The organism is Pseudoalteromonas sp. P1-9 (assembly GCF_001399975.1).
GTDB lineage: Bacteria > Pseudomonadota > Gammaproteobacteria > Enterobacterales > Alteromonadaceae > Pseudoalteromonas.
In genome coordinates this window covers 42276-64240 of the sequence record NZ_LKBD01000019.1, presented here as the reverse complement: position 1 = coordinate 64240, position 21965 = coordinate 42276, and the positions used below count along the sequence as shown (strand labels likewise).

The window sequence follows — 21965 nt, the reverse complement described above, 5'->3', positions numbered from 1 at the left end:
AATTACTCTATAATATCGCCGCGTAAAAGAAACTTACAAATTGCCACCGTACTGACAAACCCGAGCATGGCAATCAATAATGCTGCTTCAAAATAAAGCTCTGACGCCACTTTAATGCCGTACAATACAATAAGCGCAATACTGTTTATATACATGGTATCAAGCGCTAAGATGCGATCTGGCACAGATGGTCCGAGTATTAGGCGCCATAAGTTAAGTAACAGTGATACGCCAATCATTGCCGATACAATTAATATAACGGTGCTTAACATTGAAAAATCTCCTTAAGCGGTGCTTCATAACGGCTTTTAATCGTCGCAATTAGTTCTGCTTCGTCATCTAAGTCAAGAACATGAATAAGCAAATAACGCTGCGTCACTTCTTCACCCTCTTCTAACGACTCAGGAAATGGGTATACCTCTGCACTCACAGTACCCGGTGTTAAGGAAACGGTGCTCGCTAATATGGTAATTGGCATTTCATGGGTCAAATCAAGCGGTACTTTTACAAACGCCGGACGCAATTTTTTAATTGGCCCTAAAATCAAAAACGCTACTTGCACATTGGCGGTAACAATATCGTATAACACCAATAAAAAGTGCTTAAACGCAAGCCACTTGCGCATAATCAGCGGCTGAGGTTCACGAAAGCGTAGCGTTGCAAGTGGGATCACTGTAGCTAGAATGGCTCCTAACACGATATGCCCGAGCGAATAGCTGTTATTAAGCAGTAACCAGACGAAAAACAATAAAATGCTTCGAAATGGTGTTGGAAAAAGACTAAAGCGAGCTTCAAAACGCATCTTACTTGCCTCCTAATACAGCTTGTTGCAAGCCAAGGGTATCGAATACTTGTGTTGCAGCAAGCGTAGTAATTTCGCTGATCGGCCCTGCAAAAATACTTAATAGTGGCGAGCAAAGCAGTAAGCTGATTACGCCCACTAACTGACAACTCGTTGCCTTTGTCTCTGACGGCTCTTGCCCGTTATGACGCCAGAACAGTTGCGAACCCGCGCGTGTAAGCGTTACCAGTACAAGTAGAGACACCACCAGATAAACTGCCCAGAACCACGCTGCTTTATCAACTTTAAAGGCTTCTTGTAATAGCCAGACTTTACCAATAAATCCTGAAAACGGTGGCATACCAACCACAGCAAGTACAAACACAATAAAGCTGGTACCCAATAAAATAGGTTGCCCAATTGGTTTGGCTGGTACAAGACGTACACCTACTTTACCGCGCTGTTTACCAATCACATCTGCTAGTAAAAATAAGCCAGCTGTAACCAGTGTTGAATGCACTAAATAATACAGTGCTGCTGCAATCGCGCCTGGCGTATTAAATGCAACAGCAGCGATTAAGGTCCCTATCGAGACAATAACAAGATTTGCTACAATCATACGCAGATCTTTACTGGCAAGTACGCCCAAAATACCGATAACTAATGTGATAATTGCCGCAGGCCATAACCACATTTGTGCGATATGGGTGCTTGCATCAGTTGGGTCAACAAAAATTGTTGGATAAACACGAATAATCGCGTAAATACCAACTTTGGTCATAATCGCAAATAACGCAGCAACCACGGGCAGTGCCGATGCATAAGTTGCTGGCAGCCAAAACTGCAATGGGATCACGGCCGCTTTTAAAGCAAACACGATAAGTAACAGCATACCACCAATATTTAACAGTGCTCGGTCATCGCCCGATAACAGCGCCGCTTTTGCAGCCATATCTGCAATATTCAAGGTACCTAACACACCGTATAAAATACCGAGCGCAACCAAGAACACACTTGAGCCTACCAAGTTTAAAACCACGTAATGTAACGCAGATTGTGTTTTGTGTTTATCAGAGCTGTGCATCAGTAATGCGTACGATGAAATCAGTAAGACTTCAAAGAATACGAAGAGGTTAAATAAGTCGCCCGTTAAAAATGCACCGTTCACACCTAACAATAAGAAATGTAATAGTGGGTGGAAAAAGCTACCAGCTTCATCATCACCACACAGTGAATAAAGTACACAAATCAACGCAAGAAACGAAGTCAGTGTCACTAACAGAGATGACATCACATCGGCAACTAATACAATGCCAAAAGGCGCTTGCCAGTTACCGATAGCATAAACAAATATTTCCCCTGACAGCGCATTGTTGAGCATATAACCGCTTACTACGAGAGTAAGCAGTGCCATGATGCTTGAAACAATGCGTCGCGCTTGTAAGTTTTTCCCCGATGGTGGTAGTAATAATAAAATACCAGCCAGCATCGGCACTAAAACGGGCAAAGATACAAAATGTGGCACGTATACTACTCCTTGCCTTTAATCTTCGGGAAACGCGCATGTACATGGTCATGCCCTAAATCTGCGCGTGCACGTATGGCAAGAATCACCACAAATGCCGTCATCGCAAAGCCAATTACAATGGCCGTTAGTACCAGCGCTTGTGGCAGAGGATCAGCATATTGCGCTGATTCACCTAATACCGCAGCCTTGTTACTGTGAATTCGACCTGATGCAAAAAGAAACAGGTTAACGCCGTACGACATCATAGTAAGCCCTAACACCACTGGAAAGGTTCTGCCACGTAAAATTAAAAATACACCGCAGGCAAATAACACCCCAACGCACGTTGCATAGAGTACTTCCATTATTTTGCCTCCTTCGGTTGGCTAGCTAATGTGAGTTTACCTAGGCTTGCTAGAATCATTAAGGTTGCACCTACTACAGTTAAATAAACACCTAAATCAAATGCAATCGCACTTGCTAGTTCAATTTTGCCGATAAACGGAATATCAAAGTAATCGAACCAAGACGTCAGGAATGGTCTGTCGAAGAACCAACTACCAATACCCGTTACAAAAGCAATCGCAATACCGAATGCAATAATCTTACGGTAATTAATATCCAGTCGCTCATAGATCCAATCAGAACCACGTGCAATGTATTGTAAAATCATGGCAATCGCCGTAATCAGACCAGCGATAAAACCACCACCTGGTAAGTTATGACCGCGTAAGAAAATATACACACTTACCATAAGTGCTAATGGCAATAATGCTTGAGAAATGCTGGCAAGTAGCATTGGGTAACGCTCAATCGCCCACGGACGCCCTTCGCCATCACTTGCTGGCATAAAGAGCGGTAAATTAAGTAACAATTTGTAGATACCCAACGCTGCGATACCTAACACGGTAATTTCGCCTAAGGTATCAAAACCACGGAAATCAACCAAAATCACGTTTACAACATTAGTACCACCGCCGCCGGTTTTCGCGTTTTCAACGAAGAACTGTGAAATTGAATTAAGCGGACGGGTCATAATTGCATAACAGATAGAACCAATGATCACACCTACCGCCGATGCGATACCCACATCACGCACAAGACGCAGCGACGTTGACTCTTTTGGTGTGCGATGTGGCAAGAAAAACAGTGCCAACATCAGCAGTACAATTGTCACTACTTCTACCGTTAACTGCGTCAGTGCTAAATCAGGCGCAGAAAAACGCGTAAACGCTACCGATACCATTAAGCCTACAATCGAAATCATTAATAACGAGGTCATACGTGAGCGGTGGCAAATTACAGTGGCAACCGCACCAACAATAAGTAAGCCTGCACCAATCACATTATGCGGATCGATTGGTTGCGGCGTTTGGTCACCTGCCAGTTCCAACATGTCAAATAGTGGTATACCTGCAAACACTAACACCGTTACCAGCAACCAAGCAATGTAACGCTGCAGTGAACCAGTTTCCATGCGGTACATTATTTTTTCAGACACTGTCGCAATGCTATCTAGCGCATTTAAAAATGCCGATTTAGGGTCCACATCGGGCAATGACGCGTTAAATTGGAATAAATATTTTCGTTGCCAGTAAATCAGTAAACCAATGGTTACAGCAAGGAAACTCATAAGCAGTGGTAAATTCAAACCATGCCAAATTGCTAAACTGTATTGTGGCAAACTACCGTCGCCAATCACCGCTAGCGATGCACTCGCCAGAAGCGAATCAACAACAAAGTTCGGGAACATACCAACAATAATACACAGTGCCACAAGTACTTCTACCGGAACGCGCATATAGCGCGGCGGTTCATGAATCTCTTTGCTAATACCAACTGGCTCGCCGTTAAAGAATACGTCGTGAATAAAGCGCATTGAATACGCCACCGAAAACGCACCGGCTAAAGTTGCTAGTACTGGAATAAGCCAAGACATCGAGCCAAGCACGTGTTGATGCAGAGTTTCAGCAAAGAACATCTCTTTTGATAAGAAACCATTTAGCAGTGGCACACCCGCCATTGACGCTGCTGCAACCATGGCAAGCGTTGCTGTATAAGGTAAATACTTCCATAGGCCATTAAGCTTTCGCATATCGCGAGAGCCAGTTTCATGGTCGATAATACCGGTTGCCATAAACAGTGACGCTTTAAAAATTGCATGGTTGATAATATGAAAAATCGCAGCAACTGCTGCCATTTCAGTATCTAAACCGAGTAATAATGTAATTAAACCTAAGTGCGAAATCGTTGAATACGCCAATAAACCTTTTAAGTCATGTTTAAATAACGCAACGTAAGCACCGACAATTAAGGTCGCCAAACCGGTCAAAGTGACAATAGCAAACCACAGTTCAGTACCTGATAGCGCTGGATAAAAACGCGCAAGTAAAAAGATACCTGCTTTTACCATAGTCGCCGAGTGTAAATACGCACTTACCGGAGTCGGTGCGGCCATCGCATGTGGCAACCAAAAGTGGAATGGGAACTGAGCAGACTTGGTAAAGGCGCCCAGAAGAATCAAGATTAATGTAACAGGATAAAGCGCGTGTTCTTTAATTATGTGGCCGTTATTTAAAATATCATCAAGATTGTAACTGCCAACAATATTACCGACTAAGATCAGACCTGCAAGCAAGGCTAAACCACCGCCACCAGTAATGGTAAGTGCCATGCGCGCGCCTTGACGCGCTTCGGATGTATGCCACCAATAGCTGATTAATAAAAATGAGCTAATACTGGTAAGCTCCCAGAACACCCACATTTGAATGACGTTGTTGGACAACACAATGCCAAGCATTGCCGTCATAAACAGCATTAGAAAAGTATAGAAACGCGCCATATTGTCTTTACTACTGAGGTAGTAACGCGCATACAAAATAATTAGCAAACCAATGCCTAAAATCATTAGGCAGAAAAGAAGCGCTAATCCATCAAGTCGAAAACTGAGATTAATTCCAAGCAGCGGGATCCATTGCACACTTTCTCTTAGCACATTGCCATCAAGCACTGCTGATGTGTGATAAAGAACAATGGCAAGCGCTACAACCGGAAATATTGCAATTGATAATGCAGCGTAGGTACGCGAAAGTTTATTCGTCGTCGCTGCAAATAAGCTGCCTAATAGGGATAACACAGGTATCCACATTAATGACATAGTTTTATCCTTTGGCTTTTCCCCATTTTTACAACAAGGTTAAAGCGTGAGTTATGCTAGCAAGTAAGTTGCGTAGCCGCGCGTGATTGCGCTATGCATACATTTTTATATTTATACGTTAAAAACGCCTGCCATGTCTAGATTAAGCGTATGTAATTGAACACAAAACAAGCCATTTCGCAATTTTAATAAATATAGTGTAAATACTAAATAAAGACTATTGAAAAAGGATGTAAATCTTTTAACTACAAGCTGTTAATTTCGCTCATAGCCTGTTTTAGCCAAGTTTCGTATAAATTTGGCAGTGGCAGGTCAAGCAGCTCTAGATTTGAGGTTGATTTAACCGGCTTGTACGCCTGCCCTTCGGCCTGATTACAGGTGTTGGTTAAATACCAAGTGTGCCCTTCAACTTTTAGTGTACTGGCAATTTCTTTTTTCTTTGGCACAACAATTAAGTTTTTAGCTATGCGAGTTGGTTTCGTCACATTGCACAGTCGTTTTGCCAGTTGTTTTTTAAGTGGATATTCATCAATAAAACCATACAAGTGCATTAATTCATGCAGTAATACGCGCTCTGATTGTTGAGAGCGCATAAAAACAGAGTTACCCGACGCGTTTGCGATACCCGTTTCGCTAAAAAACGCGATTTTATCGTACGAAAGCTGTGCAAACGCGTTTTTATCACGTATTTCACAGCGTATACGCTGACCGACTGCACCACTACATTGCAATTTAGAACGGTCAAAATAAACAGGCTGACTTAAACACACAGGCAGCGAATAGGCATTTTCGAAGCGCTGCTTTAGCTCAGTGACCTGGTTGTAAGCCTTTAAATCAGTTACCGCTAGCATTATCTTTTGTGTGCATTGCTCGTTTTTATAAATAGGCACTAATTGATGCGCTGTTGCCGCAAGCGGTAAACCAAGTGCCATTGCAACGCGAGTCTGTTGCTTGTGTGTTAGCGGCCAAGGAAAATCATGCAGCGCTTGCCATTGCTCGGCTTCTTCATAATGGGCAGCTAACTGTTCTCTTGCAATCAGTGAGCCCTGCTTTGCCGCATTAATTAAAGTCGACTGGTACAAATGTTGGTTATTTGAAAACTCATTGGCAAGCAGCGCCATCGCATCGGCATTTTGATTATTGGCATAAACGCGTAAATGAGCGATTGAATGGTGATAAGTTTGCACATTTGGCAATATTGCGCGCTCTGCCAAGGTTGCATAATGCGGGTTAGGAAAAGCAGAAAACGCCTGTAGCAGGCGTTTTTCGTTATAACAGTAACTTGAAGTAAGAAAGCTACTTAAAAAGAGGACAATTAACCACTTCACTGTATTTCGTCAGGTGTTTGCTCGTCACTGTATAGTAAACGTAGCTCTAAGCGAGCATATTTATATTCAACAAATTCATACACGTTAGTTGCCATTGCCAAATTAAAATAATCTTCCGCTTTAAGCGGCTTATTATCGGCTACGGCATCTTTTGCCAGGTAGAAATACGCTTCACATAAACGCTCTAAATATTCACGGTGACTGGTTAAGTCTTTTTGCACATTAAGTAATAAATCGCGCTCGCTTAGCTCACCTAAAAAGTATTGTACAAGCTGATACGACCAACGAGATTTATCGAGTTTTTCAGCATGTTGCTGTAACTCGGTTAGCGCGCGCGTTGCATCAACTTCTCGCGCTGCTAAGTAAACCCATACAGCACGATATGAATCGCTATCGTCAGCATTTAAGAATTTTTTTAAGTCGCGCTCTGCTAAATCGGGGCGCGAACCGTAGTAAAGTGCAATACCTCGGTTTAAATAAGCATACTGATGTTCTGGTAATAGCTCTATTACTGCATCAAAGCTTTCATAGGCTTGTTCATACTGCATCGCTAAGGTGTAGTAAATTCCAGTAAAATTATACACTTCAGCAAAATCAGGCTTTAGCTTTAACGCATAGTTAAAATCAAGACGAGCGAGTGTTGATAAACCAACGCTATCGTATAGTGCACCGCGTTTATGATGCAGTGCAGCACGTTGCTCGGTGGTAATTTCAGGGCTATTTAGCGCTTGATTAATACGTGCAATTTCCAACTCTTTACGGAAGTCGTGTTGTAATGGACCCGCAAAAGGCACATTAACAACCGGGTGGTCGCCCTGTTCAACATCATTTGTCGCCTGACAGCCGACTAGGCTCGCGCCTATCGCTAAAGTTGCAAGAAGCCGTTTCAATTTATTCACTAAAATCTATCCTTAAAATTAACTGCTCTGCTATTAGAGCATAAAAAAAGGGGCTATTCAGCCCCTTTTTTATCGCTAAGTCTTATTTAATCGACTTATTCTTCTGATGCTTTTTCTTCAGCTGGTGCATCGTCTTTTTTAAGCGCTTCTTTAATGCTTAGACGTACACGGCCTTGGCGGTCAACTTCAAGTACTTTAACTTGTACTTCGTCGCCTACTTTTAGGTGATCTGCTACGTTGTTTACACGCTCTTCACTGATTTGTGAAATGTGAACTAGGCCATCTTTACCTGGTAGTACGTTAACAAATGCACCGAAGTCTACGATACGAACAACTTTACCAGAGTAGATAGTACCTACTTCTAGTTCTGCTGTTAATTGCTCAACACGTGCGATTGCAGCGCGTGCGCTTTCGCCGTTCGTTGCAGCAATTTTAACTGTACCGTCATCTTCGATTTCGATTGTTGTGCCCGTTTCTTCAGTAAGTGCACGGATTGTTGCGCCACCTTTACCGATAACATCAGCAATTTTCTTAGGCGGAATGTTAACAACGTAGATACGCGGTGCAAACTCAGAAAGCTCTTCGCTTGGCTTATCGATTGCTTGGTCCATTACTGAAAGAATGTGCATACGAGCCGCTTTTGCTTGGTTAAGCGCGATTTGCATGATTTCTTTGTTGATACCTTCAATCTTGATATCCATTTGTAGTGCAGTTACACCTTCTGATGAACCCGCTACTTTAAAGTCCATATCACCTAAGTGATCTTCATCACCTAAGATGTCAGAAAGAACAACAAAGTCGTCGCCTTCTTTCACTAGACCCATTGCGATACCAGCAACAGATGCTTTAGTTGGTACACCTGCGTTCATAAGAGCCAGTGAAGTACCACATACTGATGCCATTGAAGAAGAACCGTTTGATTCAGTGATTTCAGAAACCACACGAATTGAGTATGGGAATTCTTCAAGGCTTGGCATTACTGCAGCAATACCACGCTTCGCTAGGTTACCGTGACCGATTTCCCGACGCTTAGGTGAACCTACAAAACCAGTTTCACCAACACAGTATGGAGGGAAGTTATAGTGAAGCATGAAACGATCAGTCTTAGTACCTGTTAGGTCGTCGATCATCTGTGCATCACGTTCTGTACCAAGTGTTGCTGTTACAAGTGCTTGCGTTTCACCACGAGTGAAGATAGCTGAACCGTGAGTACGTGGAAGTACACCCGTCATTACGTCTAGTGCACGAACCATGTCTGGTTCACGACCGTCGATACGCTTTTCACCAGCAATGATGCGGCCACGTACGGTTTTCTTCTCTAGAGAACCGAATAGTTTACCTACTTCCTGCTCGTCTAGTGATTCGTCTTCTGCTAGTTCTGCAGTTAGTTTTTCAACAACTTCAGCTTTTGCAGCAGAAATTGCTTCTTTACGTGCTACTTTGTCAGTGATTAAGTAAGCTGCGCCTACTTTCTCTTCTGCAATCGCTGCAATCTTGTCAGCAAGTGTCACGTTCTTCTCTGGTGCAGTCCAATCCCATGCTGGCTTACCTGCTTCAGCTTGGAATTCATTGATTGCTTTAATCGCCGCTTGTGATTGCTCGTGACCGTATACAACCGCACCAAGCATCACGTCTTCAGAAAGCACTTCCGCTTCTGATTCAACCATAAGTACTGCGTTTTCAGTACCTGCAACAACTAGGTCTAGTTTACTTTCAACTAACTCTGTTGCTGATGGGTTAAGTACGTATTGGTCATTGATATAACCAACGCGCGCTGCACCAAGTGGACCATTGAATGGAATACCTGAAATAGCTAGCGCTGCAGAAGTACCGATTAACGTTACGATGTCAGGCTTGATTTCTGGGTCAATTGAAACAACTGTAGCAATTACTTGTACTTCGTTTACGAAACCATCTGGGAAAAGTGGACGGATTGGACGGTCAATTAGACGTGCTGTAAGTGTTTCGCCATCGCTTGGACGACCTTCACGCTTAAGGAAACCACCTGGAATACGACCAGCAGCGTACATACGCTCCTGATAGTTAACTGTTAGTGGGAAGAAATCTTGACCAGGTGCCGCTTCGCGCTTACCTACTACTGATACAAGTACTGCTGTATCACCGATGCTCGCAATAACTGCTGCATCTGCTTGACGAGCAACTGCGCCCGTCTCTAAGGTCACTTCATGTTGACCAAACTGAAATTTTTTAATAATTGGTTGCATTAAAAAATCCTTTATTTTGTATAGCTATTTGAATAACACCAATTACAGTAGTTAATCGTATTTGACGATAAATCAAGCGCGCAAAATCGATTAACTACTACAATTGGCATCAGTTTATTAAGTGAATGATTTAGCGTTGTTTAGCACCAAGCATTTCACTTGTGCGCTAGTATACTGCATAGCGCGAAAGATGGTAGTGTCACGGCATAAAAAAGCAGCCTATGTCATGCTTTTTTATGCCAAATGGCAAGGCATTAATCTTATATATTGTTAAATTTCAGGCACAAAAAAAGCAGCCGAAGCTGCTTTTTTGGCATCAAAGTAATTAGCGACGTAGGCCAAGCTCTTTGATTAGCGCTGAATAACGCTCAACGTCTTTACGCTTTAGGTAGTCAAGAAGGTTACGACGTTGACTTACTTTGCGAAGAAGACCACGACGTGAGTGGAAATCATGCTTGTGATCAGCGAAGTGACCTTGAAGCTTGTTGATATCGAAAGTTAAAAGTGCAACTTGTACTTCTGGTGAACCAGTATCGCCTTCAGCGCGTGCAAATTTAGCAACGATTTCAGCTTTTTCTTGAATGCTTAGCATTGTTAGACTCCAAAATTTAGTGAGTTAATTGAATTAACTTTAGCCGATCACTAATTCAGCCAAAGCGTTTAAGCTGGCGTATTCTACCAGCATTTAAAATTACTACAAGTAGCAGTAAATACTTTATTGCTAAGCGTTAGATAATCCACGCTTAGATTTAAGTTGGCCGTCACTATTGCGCTCGCCAATGCCCATAAAACGGTTGTCGCTTTGACGGATAACTTTAAACTCACCATCGGGTAGGTTTGGCATCGTTGCCGCTTGACCATGACTAAACGCTTTCGCCTGACCATCGGTTACCATCACTTCTGTCATACCATGTAATGCGGTATCCATTGGCAATAATAATGGATCAAGCTTTTCGCTTGGCGTGATGTCATTTGCTTTGGCGTCATCGAGAATCGCTTGTAATTCATCAAGCGTCATCATTTGTTCTGCCGGATAATGACCCACTGCACTGCGATGCAGCATAATCACATGTGCGCCACAGCCTAGCTTTTCACCTAAATCGTCAACAATAGTGCGAATGTAAGTGCCTTTACTTACATGCGCGGTCATTTGAATTTCGTTATTGTCAAAATCAACTTCGTCTAGGGTTAAACTAAACACGTTAATTTTACGACATTTGCGCGGAACCTCGATGCCTTGTCGTGCGTAGTAATATAAAGGTTTGCCTTCATATTTTAGCGCCGAGTACATCGATGGGTATTGGTCCGACTCACCTTCAAATGATTTCACCGCATCAACTAACTGCTGTTCAGTGATATTAACTGGCTTAGTTTCAACGATTTCGCCATCTGAGTCTGAGGTGTCGGTACGCTCGCCCAACTTAGCACGCACTACATAGGTTTTGTCAGTGTCTAACAAAAACTGTGAAAACTTGGTCGCTTCACCAAAACAAATTGGCAACATGCCTGTTGCCAGTGGATCAAGTGCACCGGTATGCCCTGCTTTTTGCGCAAAGTAAATGCCTTTGGCTATTTGCAATGCTTTACTTGATGAAATACCAGTTGGTTTGTTTAACAGTAAAATGCCGTCAATTGCACGACCTTTTTGCCTACGCCCCATTAGTCTTCTTGACCTTCTTGCGGTTCATCGCCACGCTTTTCGTTGTCGTCGCGAATTACTTGGTCAACTAAATTCGAAATGCGCATACCTTCTAATAATGAAGTATCCATTACGAACTTAATTTCAGGCACGATACGTGCGCGAATGCGTTTACCAAGTAATGAACGCACAAAGCCCTGTGCTTCGCCTAAAATTTTCATGATCAACTTTGACTTTTCTTCGTCGTGATCATTAAGCGTTGTAACAAACACTTTGGCGTACGATAAATCACGTGATACTTCTACTGCGCTCACAGTGATCATACCAAGACGTGGATCTTTAATTTCACGTTGTAAAATAAGTGCCACTTCTTTTTGGATCTGTTGACCCACTCTATCTGTACGAGAAAATTCTCTCATAAACTTTTCTTATTCCTCTTAAATACTATTTGAGAAAATAGCATAAAGGGGGCATAAAGCCCCCAAAGAATTATCTAATTATTAAAGTGAAAGTTACAGGCTACGCTGAACTTCAACAACTTCAAATACTTCGATTTGGTCACCAACTTTAACGTCGTTGTAGTTCTTAACACCGATACCACATTCCATACCGTTACGAACGTCAGCAACGTCATCTTTAAAACGGCGTAGTGATTCAAGTTCACCTTCGTAGATAACAACGTTATCACGTAGAACACGAATTGGGTTATTGCGCTTAACAATACCTTCAGTAACCATACAACCAGCGATTGCACCAATTTTCGGTGACTTAAACACGTCACGTACTTCAGCAAGACCAATGATCTCTTGCTTGAATTCTGGTGCAAGCATACCTGACATTGCTTGCTTAACTTCATCGATAAGGTCGTAGATTACGCTGTAGTAACGTAAGTCTAGGTTTTCGCTATCGATTACTTTACGTGCTGAAACGTCGGCACGTACGTTAAAGCCAACAACGATTGCGTTTGACGCTGCTGCAAGTGTTGCATCAGTTTCAGTGATACCACCAACACCAGTACCAACAATCTTAACTTTAACTTCATCTGTAGAAAGCTTAACAAGTGCATCAGAGATTGCTTCTACTGAACCTTGTACGTCTGCTTTAAGTACTACGTTCACTTCAGACACATCACCTTCGGTCATGTTAGAGAACATGTTTTCAAGCTTGGCTTTCTGCTGACGTGCAAGTTTCACATCACGGAATTTACCTTGACGGTAAAGTGCAACTTCACGTGCTTTACGCTCGTCTTTAACAACTGTTGCTTCATCACCAGCCGCAGGCACACCTGAAAGACCTAGAATCTCAACAGGGATTGACGGACCCGCTTCTCTAATTTCTTTACCATCTTCGTCGCGCATTGCACGAACACGGCCGTACTCTAAACCACACAGTACGATATCGCCTTGCTTAAGCGTACCCGCTTGAACAAGTACAGAAGCAACAGGACCACGACCTTTATCTAGACGTGATTCAATCACCACACCTGATGCCATGCCTTCATGAACTGCTGTTAGCTCAAGTAGCTCTGACTGCATTAGAATTGCTTCTAATAAATCATCAACACCAGTACCTACTTTCGCAGAAATATGAACAAACTGTACATCACCACCCCAGTCTTCTGGGATTACGTCGTGCTGTGAAAGCTCGTTCTTAACGCGATCTGGATCTGCGCCTTCTTTATCGATTTTGTTCACTGCAACAATCAGTGGTACTTCAGCTGCTTTCGCGTGCTGTACCGCTTCGATTGTTTGTGGCATTACGCCATCGTCTGCTGCAACTACTAGTACTACGATATCCGTCGCTTTCGCACCACGTGCACGCATTGACGTAAACGCTGCGTGTCCCGGAGTATCTAGGAAGGTGATCATGCCGTTGTCTGTTTCAACGTGGTATGCACCAATGTGCTGTGTAATACCACCGGCTTCACCGTCTACTACGTTCTTAGAACGGATGTAGTCAAGTGTTGATGTTTTACCATGGTCAACGTGACCCATAACAGTAACAACTGGTGCACGTGGCGCTTGTTCGCCGTCTGCACCACGATCTGAAAGTACTTTCTCTTCCAGCTCGTTTTCTTTAACCAATACAACTTTGTGACCCATTTCTTCAGCAACAAGTGATGCTGTTTCTTGGTCTAGTACTTGGTTAATTGTTACCATTTCGCCCATTTTCATCATGGTCTTGATAACTTCAGTGCCTTTAACCGCCATACGAGAAGCAAGTTCTGCTACTGTAATTGTCTCGCTGATGCGAACGTCACGCGTTACTTCTTGCGTTGGCTTTTGGAAACCGTGCTGTAGTGACTGAGGTGCTTTAAGCTTGCCTTTTTTACCTGCTTTACCTTTACCACGTGGTGCAGGTGCATCTTCTTTTTTCTTTTTCTTCTTGCCTGAACGACGTGCAGTCTGCTCTTCTTTCATGTCAGACTCGTCTTCAGCAAGACGCGCTGCTTCAGATGAAGTGCTGTGGTAATCCGCCGTTTCTTCACGACGTTTACGCTCTTCTTCTTCCGCTTTCCAGCGCGCTTCGTTTTCTTCTGCTAAACGCTTTGCTTCTTCTTCAGCACGCTTTGCTTCTTCTTCAACTTTACGCTTAGCCGCTTCTTCAGCTTCGCGTTGAAGACGCTCTTCTTCCGCTTTTTCTTCAGCGGTCATCTTAGGTGCTTCAGGTGCTTTTGCTTTTGGCTCAGCATTCGCTTCTGCTTTTGCTTTACGCTCAGCTTCTTCTTTTGCTTTGCGTTCTGCTTCTTGCTTCGCTTTCAATTCAGCCTCTTGCTTTGCTTTTAACTCTGCTTCTTGCTGTGCTTGTTGCTCAGCTTCGATACGTGCCTGCTCTGCTGCTTGCTCAGCCGCCTGCTCTTCTAGTGCACTTTTCTTAACATAAGTGCGCTTTTTACGTACTTCTACTTGCACTGACTTAGCTTTGCCTGAGCCACTTGGCACACTTAATGTACTTTTGCTCTTACGCTGTAATGTCATGCGCGTTGGTGCACTTGTACCTTCACCACCATGTGCGCGGCTTAAATGATCAAGTAACTGATTCTTTTCATCTTCAGTAACTTGATCTGACGGAGATTTCTCAATTCCAGCGTCTTTAAACTGTTGCACTAGTTTATCAACAGTTGTACCTATGTCGCTGGCGAGTTTATCAATACTTACTTCTGCCATTATTTACTTTACCTCCGTCAATAATTATTCGTCGCCAAACCAGCAAATATTACGTGCAGCCATGATTAGCTCACCCGCTTGTTCTTCGCTTAGTTCAGTAATGTCTACAAGTTCGTCTACACCTTGCTCTGCAAGATCTTCAAGGGTAACTACACCTTTGCTCGCCATTACGAATGCGAGGTGACGATCTAGGCCTTCTAAGCCCAATAAGTCTTCTGCCGGCTCTGAACCTTCTAGAGACTCTTCTGTTTTAAGTGCTTGCGTAGTTAACGCAGCCTTTGCGCGCTCGCGAAGTTCTTCAACCGTTGCTTCATCTAAACCTTGGATTTCAAGGAATTCAGCGACAGGAACATAAGCTACTTCCTCAAGTGAAGAGAAGCCCTCTTGAATTAAGAACTGTGCGAAATCGTCGTCGATATCCAGACCTTCGGTGAATAATGAGATCAGCTTGTCTGACTCTTCTTCATTTTTCTTCTGCATATCTTCAACTGTCATTACGTTTAGTTCCCAGCCAGTTAATTGGCTTGCTAAACGTACGTTTTGACCATTACGGCCAATCGCTTGCGCTAGATTATCGGCTTCTACTGCGATATCCATTGAACGCGAATCTTCATCAACAACAATTGACGCTACCTCTGCAGGTGCCATTGCGTTAATTACGTATTGCGCTGGGTTATCATCGTAAAGCACGATATCAATACGTTCGTTTGATAGCTCAGTTGATACGGCTTGTACACGTGCACCACGCATACCCACACACGCACCTACTGGATCAATACGCTTGTCGTTTGACTTAACCGCAATCTTGGCGCGTGAACCTGGATCGCGCGCTGCAGATTTAATTTCAATCATCTCTTCGCCAATTTCTGGCACTTCGATGCGGAAAAGTTCAATAAGCATGTCAGGCTTAGAACGCGTTACAAATAATTGTGCGCCGCGTGCTTCTGGCTTAACTGCATAAAGTAAACCACGTACACGGTCGCCCGGACGGTGGTTTTCACGTGGTAACATGTCATCACGGTAAATTACCGCTTCTGCGTTATTACCTAAATCAAGTACGATTGCATCACGCGTTGCTTTTTTAACAACACCGGTGATCATCTCACCTTCTTGATCTTTGTATGCTTCAACAACTAATGCGCGCTCAGCTTCACGTACTTTCTGTACGATTACTTGCTTCGCTGTTTGTGTTGTAATACGGTCAAACTTAACTGATTCAATTTGTTCTTCAACAAAATCGCCAAGCTGGATTTCAGGTTCATCAACCTGCGCAGCTTCAAACGTAATCTCGCGGAAAGGATGCTCTAAACTGCCGTCTTCTTGTGGCTCTACCACCATCCAACGACGGAACGTATCGTATTCACCTGTTTTTTGGTCGATACTTACACGTACGTCAATATCACCTTCGTGCTTTTTCTTTGTCGCTGTCGCTAGTGCGAACTCTAGTGCTTCAAAAATTTTATCTCGTGGTACTGCTTTTTCATTCGAAACAGCTTCTGCCACCAAAAGTATTTCTTTTGCCATCTTCTTGCCTCGCTTGCCCTATTCCTTTCGCACGATTAAAACTTAGCGATGATGTTCGCTTTTTCAACATTCGATAACATGATCATACAATCCGTACCGTCGATGTTAAGCGTAATCATATCGCCATTAACCTGGGTTAAGTCGCCTTTAAAATTGCGGCGACCGTCTTGTGGAAGCTTAGTGCGTAAACGCACTTCTTCACCTGTGGCTTTAACAAAGTGTTCTGGTTTAAATAATGGTCTGTCAATGCCTGGCGAAGATACTTCCAAGTTAAATTCATTCGTTATCGGATCTTCAACGTCTAAGATAGCGCTAATTTGTCTGCTGACATCGGCACAGTTATCTACATTTACGCCGTTTTCATGATCGATATACACGCGCAGCGTCGAATTGCGGCCCGCTTGCGCCAACTCTAAGCCCAATAATTCAAAGCCCATATCTTCAATGGTAGGCTCAAACATCGCTATTAAATCTTGTTCGAGTTTAGTCACAACATCTCTCCGTACAAACAAAAAAAGGGCATATGCCCCAACTTCTAGCGTTTCAGATACAACAACGCCCCGAACCAAGCGGGGCGTCACATCAAAAACTAATCTGTGTGGCCGTTGGCCAAGCTTGGTGCGGGTCGAAAACCAAATTAGGCAAATACTCTTTGCCTAAACGCAAAACGCGCATTAAGTAATGCGCGCAAGTTACAAAAGTAACAAGTAGTTGGTTGCGGGAGCCGGATTTGAACCGACGACCTTCGGGTTATGAGCCCGACGAGCTACCAGGCTGCTCCATCCCGCGCCAATGACTACTTAATTAGTCACGCAGTGCACGACTAAAAATATGGTGAGGATTATAAGCTTCCATAAGTCAATAAGCAACCTCTTATCAAGCTTTTATTGTTGCGATAATGTTAAATAAAAAACAATTAAAAAAATCATTAAATTCACAAAAAGCCTTAAACGCCGTGCTACACTCGCGCTCCCCTGAAAAAGAACCATACGTTGCCACCACCGCCTATTTGCCAAAAGCCAATGCTTTTTGCAGCGGTATAAGTGCGTTGCGTATGCCGACACAACTTTTTAAGGGAAACCATAATGATAAAAAAAGCACTTTTTTCAGCCATCGCATTAAGCTTCGCCACGACAACACTTGCCGATACCTGTGAGGGTTTTGGTCCGCAAACACCACGCGATATTGATAACCTAGTTGGCGAAAATAAAGTGATTTTCAGCAAAGCACCAACCAAAGAACAGCTCAACTTATGTAATATCCACTTCCATAAAAATGCCGAACACAAAGCGAAAGATTTTTCTTTATTTGCAGGTGACGGTAAATATGGTGGTTACCAATGTAATATCTCTGAGTCACTTAGTGCCGCTGAATTAAAAGCGCCAAAAGGTAAAATTTGTAAAGGCTTAAAACCGGGTGACACCATTGAAGTGCACTGGGTACACACCTCATGTGATGTTAAACCGGGTAAAGGTTTAGGTTCATGCTTAAGTGAAAAATGTGCAAACCCTGACTTGCGCGTAGAAACTCAAGTATTTACCTTAGTAAATGATGACGATGCACTGGATTTTAACGACTTAAGCTACGACGGCAATGTCGTTAACGGTTATCACCAAGCTAAACATATTCCACATAACACGGGTGCGCCAGTTGAGTTTTTAGGTTCAACTACAGGCCCAAGCTTTAGCGAAAAGTCATGTTCACCACTTCAAGTTACTTGGAATGTGCGTCCACAGTGTGCAAAGCTGAACATCAACACTATAGGTAAATGGTGTGAAGCGAATATATTTGAAGAAGATCACGCGCATGGCGTGCGTCAGTTAGTAACCAATCCAACGTTATTAGCGCCAATTAACTAAGTTTTCGTTAAACGCTTACATAGCTTGTTACATTTGTTTTATAAAGGGTAATTTAAATACCCTTTTTTCTGCTTGACTTCATACCCATTCCAAACGACTCTATAACTTCTTAAACGAATACTTACATTGAAAATAAATGACATTCTTTAACTCGCATCTAGTATGGAATACATGGCAAGCCAATACGGTCAATGCCCTGCTACGTCGTACTTAACGCGGTTAAATGATATAACCGCAGGTAAAAGCGGTTAGTCACTCCCCCTCACTTCTTTTATCTGCCAAATTTAGGAACGCTATTATGCCTGTTAAGGTATCGTATTTTTTTGTCGTGCTAATTTGGTCAACCACACCGCTTGGCATTGTATGGAGCAGTGATTCTATTCCGCCAACCATGTCGGTATTTTTGCGCATGTTAATCGCCTTAGTACTCGGTGCATTTGTTATGGCGATTGCGAATATTCGCTTACCCTGGCATGGCAGAGCGATAAAGTTATACGCCTATTCAGCACTTGGCATTTATGGCGGCATGATGCTCAGTTACTTTGCAGCGCAGTCAGTGCCTTCTGGCGTTATTTCACTGGTGTTTGGCCTTGCTCCGATTTTATCAGGCTTGCTGGCGCAGCGTATTTTAAATGAAGCCAAATTTAGCAAAGTAAAAATGATTGCCTTAATGTTGTCGGTGTTTGGTTTAGCATTGGTGTGTAAAGATCAACTCGCTGGCGGTTCGGTATTTAATGTGGGTCTTTTGTCTGTACTCGCTGCGGTGTGTTTCTTTAGCTTAAGCGGTGTGATGGTTAAAACCGTAAAGCTGGCTATTCATCCAATGGCAACCACCTTTGGCGCACTCATTATTGCAACGCCTTTATTTTTTATTACTTGGTTACTAGTGGATGGTACCTTTGCGCCAAGCAGTTGGAGTCATCGTGCCATCGCCTCAATTTTATATTTAGGTGTATTTGGTTCGCTACTTGGCTTTTTGGCGTATTTTCATGTGTTACAAAAATTAGAAGCCAGCACAGTTGCCTTGATCACACTTATTACACCGGGATTTGCCATTGCACTGGGTACACTGTTAAACAATGAACCTCTGTCACTCTCATTAATTATTGGCGCGGTGATTATTGTCACTGGTCTTGGTTTATTTCAATTTGGCGATAAACTACTTAAAAGCAAAAAAAGAAGTGCATTGCGATATGACTAATACTTTATATATCACAGGAGCAGGCGTAAGTAGTGCCAGTGGTATACCGACCTTTCGCGGAGAAGACGGTTTTTGGACTATTGGCAGTAATAATTACACGCCACAAGAGATGGCAACCCGCGCCATGTATCAACATAATCCGGCGGAGTTTTTGGCTTGGTATTACACGCGTTTTGTAACTTACCGCAACCACGGTCCCAACAAGGCACACTATTGGCTAGCCGACAAAAACCTAATCACGCAAAATATTGACGGCCTTGATGGCAAAGCGGGCAATCAAAGTTACATTTCAATTCATGGACGCATTGATCACGTTACGCTTTATCATGAACAAGGACCTGTTGTTGAACGTTTTAACGCGCCATGGCATGACGTAGACGAGCAAAACCTTAAAGCGTCTTTACTCGATATTTTTAAGATTTCAAAACACGGACCAGAGCTCAATGTGTCACTAAAACCTTATGTTTTACTGTTTGATGAGTTTTATACCGATTTGTACCAAATCACTGAGGCGCAAAACCGCATGTATAACGCCGATAAAATGGTATTCATCGGCACCTCGTTTAGTGTCAACATTACACAAATAGCGCTCGAAGTAGCACGTCAAAATGCTATTCCAATTGAGATAGTTGACCCAAATCCCGCTCATGTATTACACAGCGATGTCATTTATCACCAAATGACGGCGCTAGAATACATTGAAAAAGTAGGCTAGCGGTTTCGCGCTACTGCGCTTTTCACCAATTCAAATGGCACGGTATCGTATACCGCATACCCTGCCATTTTCGACGCTTTTACTTTAGTGAACACAGGTTGTGTTAAGCCTGTTAAAAATCGTGCGGCTAACGTATCGCTTAATTCAAATCCTTGCCCATTTAACGCAATATCTAACGGTGCTAGATAATCGTTAATTTGATTTTCTACGAGCTGCTTTTGCGTATCGATGTAATTCAATTTAGCTGTCTGCCCACGGCACACACTGCAGTGCCCGCAGGTGTTTGGCGCACCTTGATCATCAAAATAGCGCGCCAAATTGTAACTTAAACACGTGTCTAACTGAAAATAGCGCAACATAGTATTGATACGAGCGACTTCACTCTTTTCGTTATTGGCAAAGTAATCTGTAAGCTGACTAAGCAACTCATTGTTAGCTAATAAGCTAGAATTAACCGCATAAACATCAACAAGCTGTTTGCTTTCCAGCTCAATATCGCCCTGCTCGTGTAAATACTCCAGTGCCGACAAAACCCGCGAGCGGTCAAGCCCTGATTGCATCGCAAACTCGCTAACATCTATGCTGCCCCACTTTTTCTTAAAGTCAGTTGCATCAAATAACTGGTTTAAAAATGCTTGTCGCTCTGGGTTAAATTTGGCTAATACGCTTGCTTTATCCGATTTGAAAAAATAGCGGTACTCAGCAAAATAACTGTACTTGGCGGTTAGTAACCCTAACAACTCACATTGCACCAGCACCGTTTTTAACGTTAACTGGCGAATATTGGTCGTCTGCGACAGTGAATAAATTTGGCACTGCCATAAATTATCTTGGCTTTGCTCGCGAATGTCGTTAAAAAATCGCTGCAAACTTGTGGCTTCAGGCGTATCGCCGTAGACAAAGTTTTCAAGCGTAGTAACATCATCTAGATTACCCAATACGAAGCAATTAGATGGCTTACCGTCACGCCCCGCGCGACCAATTTCTTGCGAATAGTTTTCAATTGATTTCGGTAAATCATAATGCACCACAAAGCGAATATCGCTTTTATCAATACCCATACCAAAGGCAATGGTTGCAACAACCACTTGATTGTTGCTTTGCATAAATTGGTTTTGAATCATTTGACGTTGCTCAGCACCAAGGCCAGCATGATACGCAACCGCATTAATCCCCTGATTAGCAAGCATAGTTGCCACAGACTCAGCAGTTTGCTGCAACGTCACATACACAATGCCACAACCCTGTTGTGACTTTACAACATCAAATAGTTGCTGTGTTTTTTGCCCCTCAACCGCTGGGATCACTGATAAATCGAGATTATGACGATAAAAACCCGTTTGCACTATATGCTGTTGCTGGATTTGAAATTTAGCCGCCATATCCTGTTTTACTTTCTTTGTTGCGGTTGCCGTTAACAGTAATACCAGTGGAATATTCAGCTCTTCACGATACTGCGGCAGCTTCAGGTAATCAGGTCTAAAGTTATGGCCCCATTCCGAAATACAATGGGCTTCATCGACCACCAGCATAGAAATCGAAACCGAGTTAATAAACTGCCTAAACCGTTCATTTTTAAAGCGCTCTACCGACACCATAAGAATTTTAATTTCGCCCTGCCTTACGCGATTAACAACATCAAAGTAACTATCTTTATCAAGGCTCGAATCTAAACTTGCGGCTGCAATGCCTTTGCTATTGAGAAAGTCCACCTGATCTTTCATCAGTGCGAGCAAAGGCGATACCACTAAGGTTAAATGCGGTAACAAAAGCGCGGTAAGTTGGTAACACAAAGACTTACCTGAGCCGGTAGGAAATACAGCAAGGCTTGAATGGCCTGCTAAAAGCTGCGAAATGGTTTGTCCTTGTCCTTCGCGAAAAACATCAAAGTTAAAATGGTGTTTTAGCGCTTGCTGTAACTGTGTTTGATTCATTTGGGCTCACTGCAAAATAATAATGGGCT

General features: G+C 43.0%; 18 protein-coding genes and 1 tRNA gene. 3 read left to right on the top strand and 16 right to left on the bottom strand.

What is annotated here, in order from left to right:
- Positions 1-2 precede the first annotated feature (2 nt).
- The 15 genes from AN214_RS12795 to AN214_RS12725 all read right to left on the bottom strand — a co-directional run bounded on the left by AN214_RS12795 (position 3) and on the right by AN214_RS12725 (position 17016).
- Entirely contained in the window at positions 3-272 is a 270-nt protein-coding gene (locus tag AN214_RS12795) for a K+/H+ antiporter subunit F (RefSeq protein ID WP_010559799.1), read from the bottom strand.
- Positions 266-802, bottom strand: a complete 537-nt coding sequence (locus tag AN214_RS12790) for a Na+/H+ antiporter subunit E (RefSeq protein ID WP_054980076.1) — start codon at positions 800-802, stop codon at positions 266-268. The genes AN214_RS12795 and AN214_RS12790 overlap by 7 nt, the downstream gene beginning before the upstream one ends.
- 1 nt (position 803) lies before the next feature.
- Positions 804-2306 (bottom strand): monovalent cation/H+ antiporter subunit D, encoded by a 1503-nt coding sequence (locus AN214_RS12785; RefSeq protein WP_082428567.1) that lies wholly within the window; start codon positions 2304-2306, stop codon positions 804-806.
- Positions 2307-2311: 5 nt separating this feature from the next.
- Complete coding sequence (locus tag AN214_RS12780) at positions 2312-2653, bottom strand: Na+/H+ antiporter subunit C (protein ID WP_010559796.1); 342 nt, start codon at positions 2651-2653, stop codon at positions 2312-2314.
- Positions 2653-5445: a monovalent cation/H+ antiporter subunit A gene (locus tag AN214_RS12775; RefSeq protein ID WP_054980075.1), complete on the bottom strand. Its 2793-nt coding sequence runs from the start codon at positions 5443-5445 to the stop codon at positions 2653-2655. The genes AN214_RS12780 and AN214_RS12775 overlap by 1 nt, the downstream gene beginning before the upstream one ends.
- Positions 5446-5690: 245 nt before the next feature.
- Positions 5691-6773, bottom strand: coding sequence for a hypothetical protein (locus AN214_RS12770; protein WP_054980074.1), 1083 nt, complete (start codon positions 6771-6773; stop codon positions 5691-5693).
- Positions 6770-7672 carry a lipoprotein NlpI gene (gene nlpI, locus AN214_RS12765; RefSeq protein ID WP_054980073.1) on the bottom strand — a complete coding sequence of 301 codons (903 nt, stop codon included), beginning with the start codon at positions 7670-7672 and terminating at the stop codon, positions 6770-6772. The genes AN214_RS12770 and nlpI overlap by 4 nt, the downstream gene beginning before the upstream one ends.
- Before the next feature lie 95 nt (positions 7673-7767).
- Positions 7768-9897 carry a polyribonucleotide nucleotidyltransferase gene (gene pnp, locus AN214_RS12760; RefSeq protein WP_054980072.1) on the bottom strand — a complete coding sequence of 710 codons (2130 nt, stop codon included), beginning with the start codon at positions 9895-9897 and terminating at the stop codon, positions 7768-7770.
- Positions 9898-10222: 325 nt separating this feature from the next.
- A complete protein-coding gene (gene rpsO, locus AN214_RS12755) occupies positions 10223-10489 on the bottom strand; it encodes a 30S ribosomal protein S15 (RefSeq protein WP_010559791.1) in 267 nt (88 codons plus the stop codon).
- A 129-nt stretch (positions 10490-10618) separates the two neighbouring features.
- Positions 10619-11557, bottom strand: coding sequence for a tRNA pseudouridine(55) synthase TruB (truB, locus tag AN214_RS12750; protein WP_054980071.1), 939 nt, complete (start codon positions 11555-11557; stop codon positions 10619-10621).
- Entirely contained in the window at positions 11557-11955 is a 399-nt protein-coding gene (gene rbfA, locus AN214_RS12745; RefSeq protein WP_010559789.1) for a 30S ribosome-binding factor RbfA, read from the bottom strand. The genes truB and rbfA overlap by 1 nt, the downstream gene beginning before the upstream one ends.
- Positions 11956-12048: 93 nt before the next feature.
- A complete protein-coding gene (gene infB / locus AN214_RS12740) occupies positions 12049-14703 on the bottom strand; it encodes a translation initiation factor IF-2 (RefSeq protein WP_054980070.1) in 2655 nt (884 codons plus the stop codon).
- A gap of 24 nt (positions 14704-14727) precedes the next feature.
- Positions 14728-16227, bottom strand: a complete 1500-nt coding sequence (nusA, locus tag AN214_RS12735) for a transcription termination factor NusA (RefSeq protein WP_054980069.1) — start codon at positions 16225-16227, stop codon at positions 14728-14730.
- Positions 16228-16262: 35 nt separating this feature from the next.
- Entirely contained in the window at positions 16263-16718 is a 456-nt protein-coding gene (rimP, locus tag AN214_RS12730; protein WP_010559786.1) for a ribosome maturation factor RimP, read from the bottom strand.
- Between the two features lie 221 nt (positions 16719-16939).
- Positions 16940-17016, bottom strand: a tRNA-Met gene (locus AN214_RS12725).
- 296 nt (positions 17017-17312) lie between these two features.
- Here AN214_RS12725 and AN214_RS12720 point away from each other — a divergent pair.
- From AN214_RS12720 to AN214_RS12710, 3 genes are all read left to right on the top strand, one after another.
- The gene (locus AN214_RS12720; protein WP_054980068.1) at positions 17313-18086 is read left to right on the top strand and encodes a delta-class carbonic anhydrase; all 774 of its coding nucleotides are present in this window, start codon (positions 17313-17315) and stop codon (positions 18084-18086) included.
- 298 nt (positions 18087-18384) lie between these two features.
- Positions 18385-19287 carry a DMT family transporter gene (locus AN214_RS12715; protein WP_054980067.1) on the top strand — a complete coding sequence of 301 codons (903 nt, stop codon included), beginning with the start codon at positions 18385-18387 and terminating at the stop codon, positions 19285-19287.
- A complete protein-coding gene (locus AN214_RS12710) occupies positions 19280-20002 on the top strand; it encodes a Sir2 family NAD-dependent protein deacetylase (protein ID WP_054980066.1) in 723 nt (240 codons plus the stop codon). The genes AN214_RS12715 and AN214_RS12710 overlap by 8 nt, the downstream gene beginning before the upstream one ends.
- Here AN214_RS12710 and AN214_RS12705 read toward each other — a convergent pair.
- Positions 19999-21936: an ATP-dependent DNA helicase RecQ gene (locus tag AN214_RS12705; RefSeq protein WP_054980065.1), complete on the bottom strand. Its 1938-nt coding sequence runs from the start codon at positions 21934-21936 to the stop codon at positions 19999-20001. The genes AN214_RS12710 and AN214_RS12705 overlap by 4 nt on opposite strands.
- Between the last annotated feature and the right edge of the window lie 29 nt (positions 21937-21965).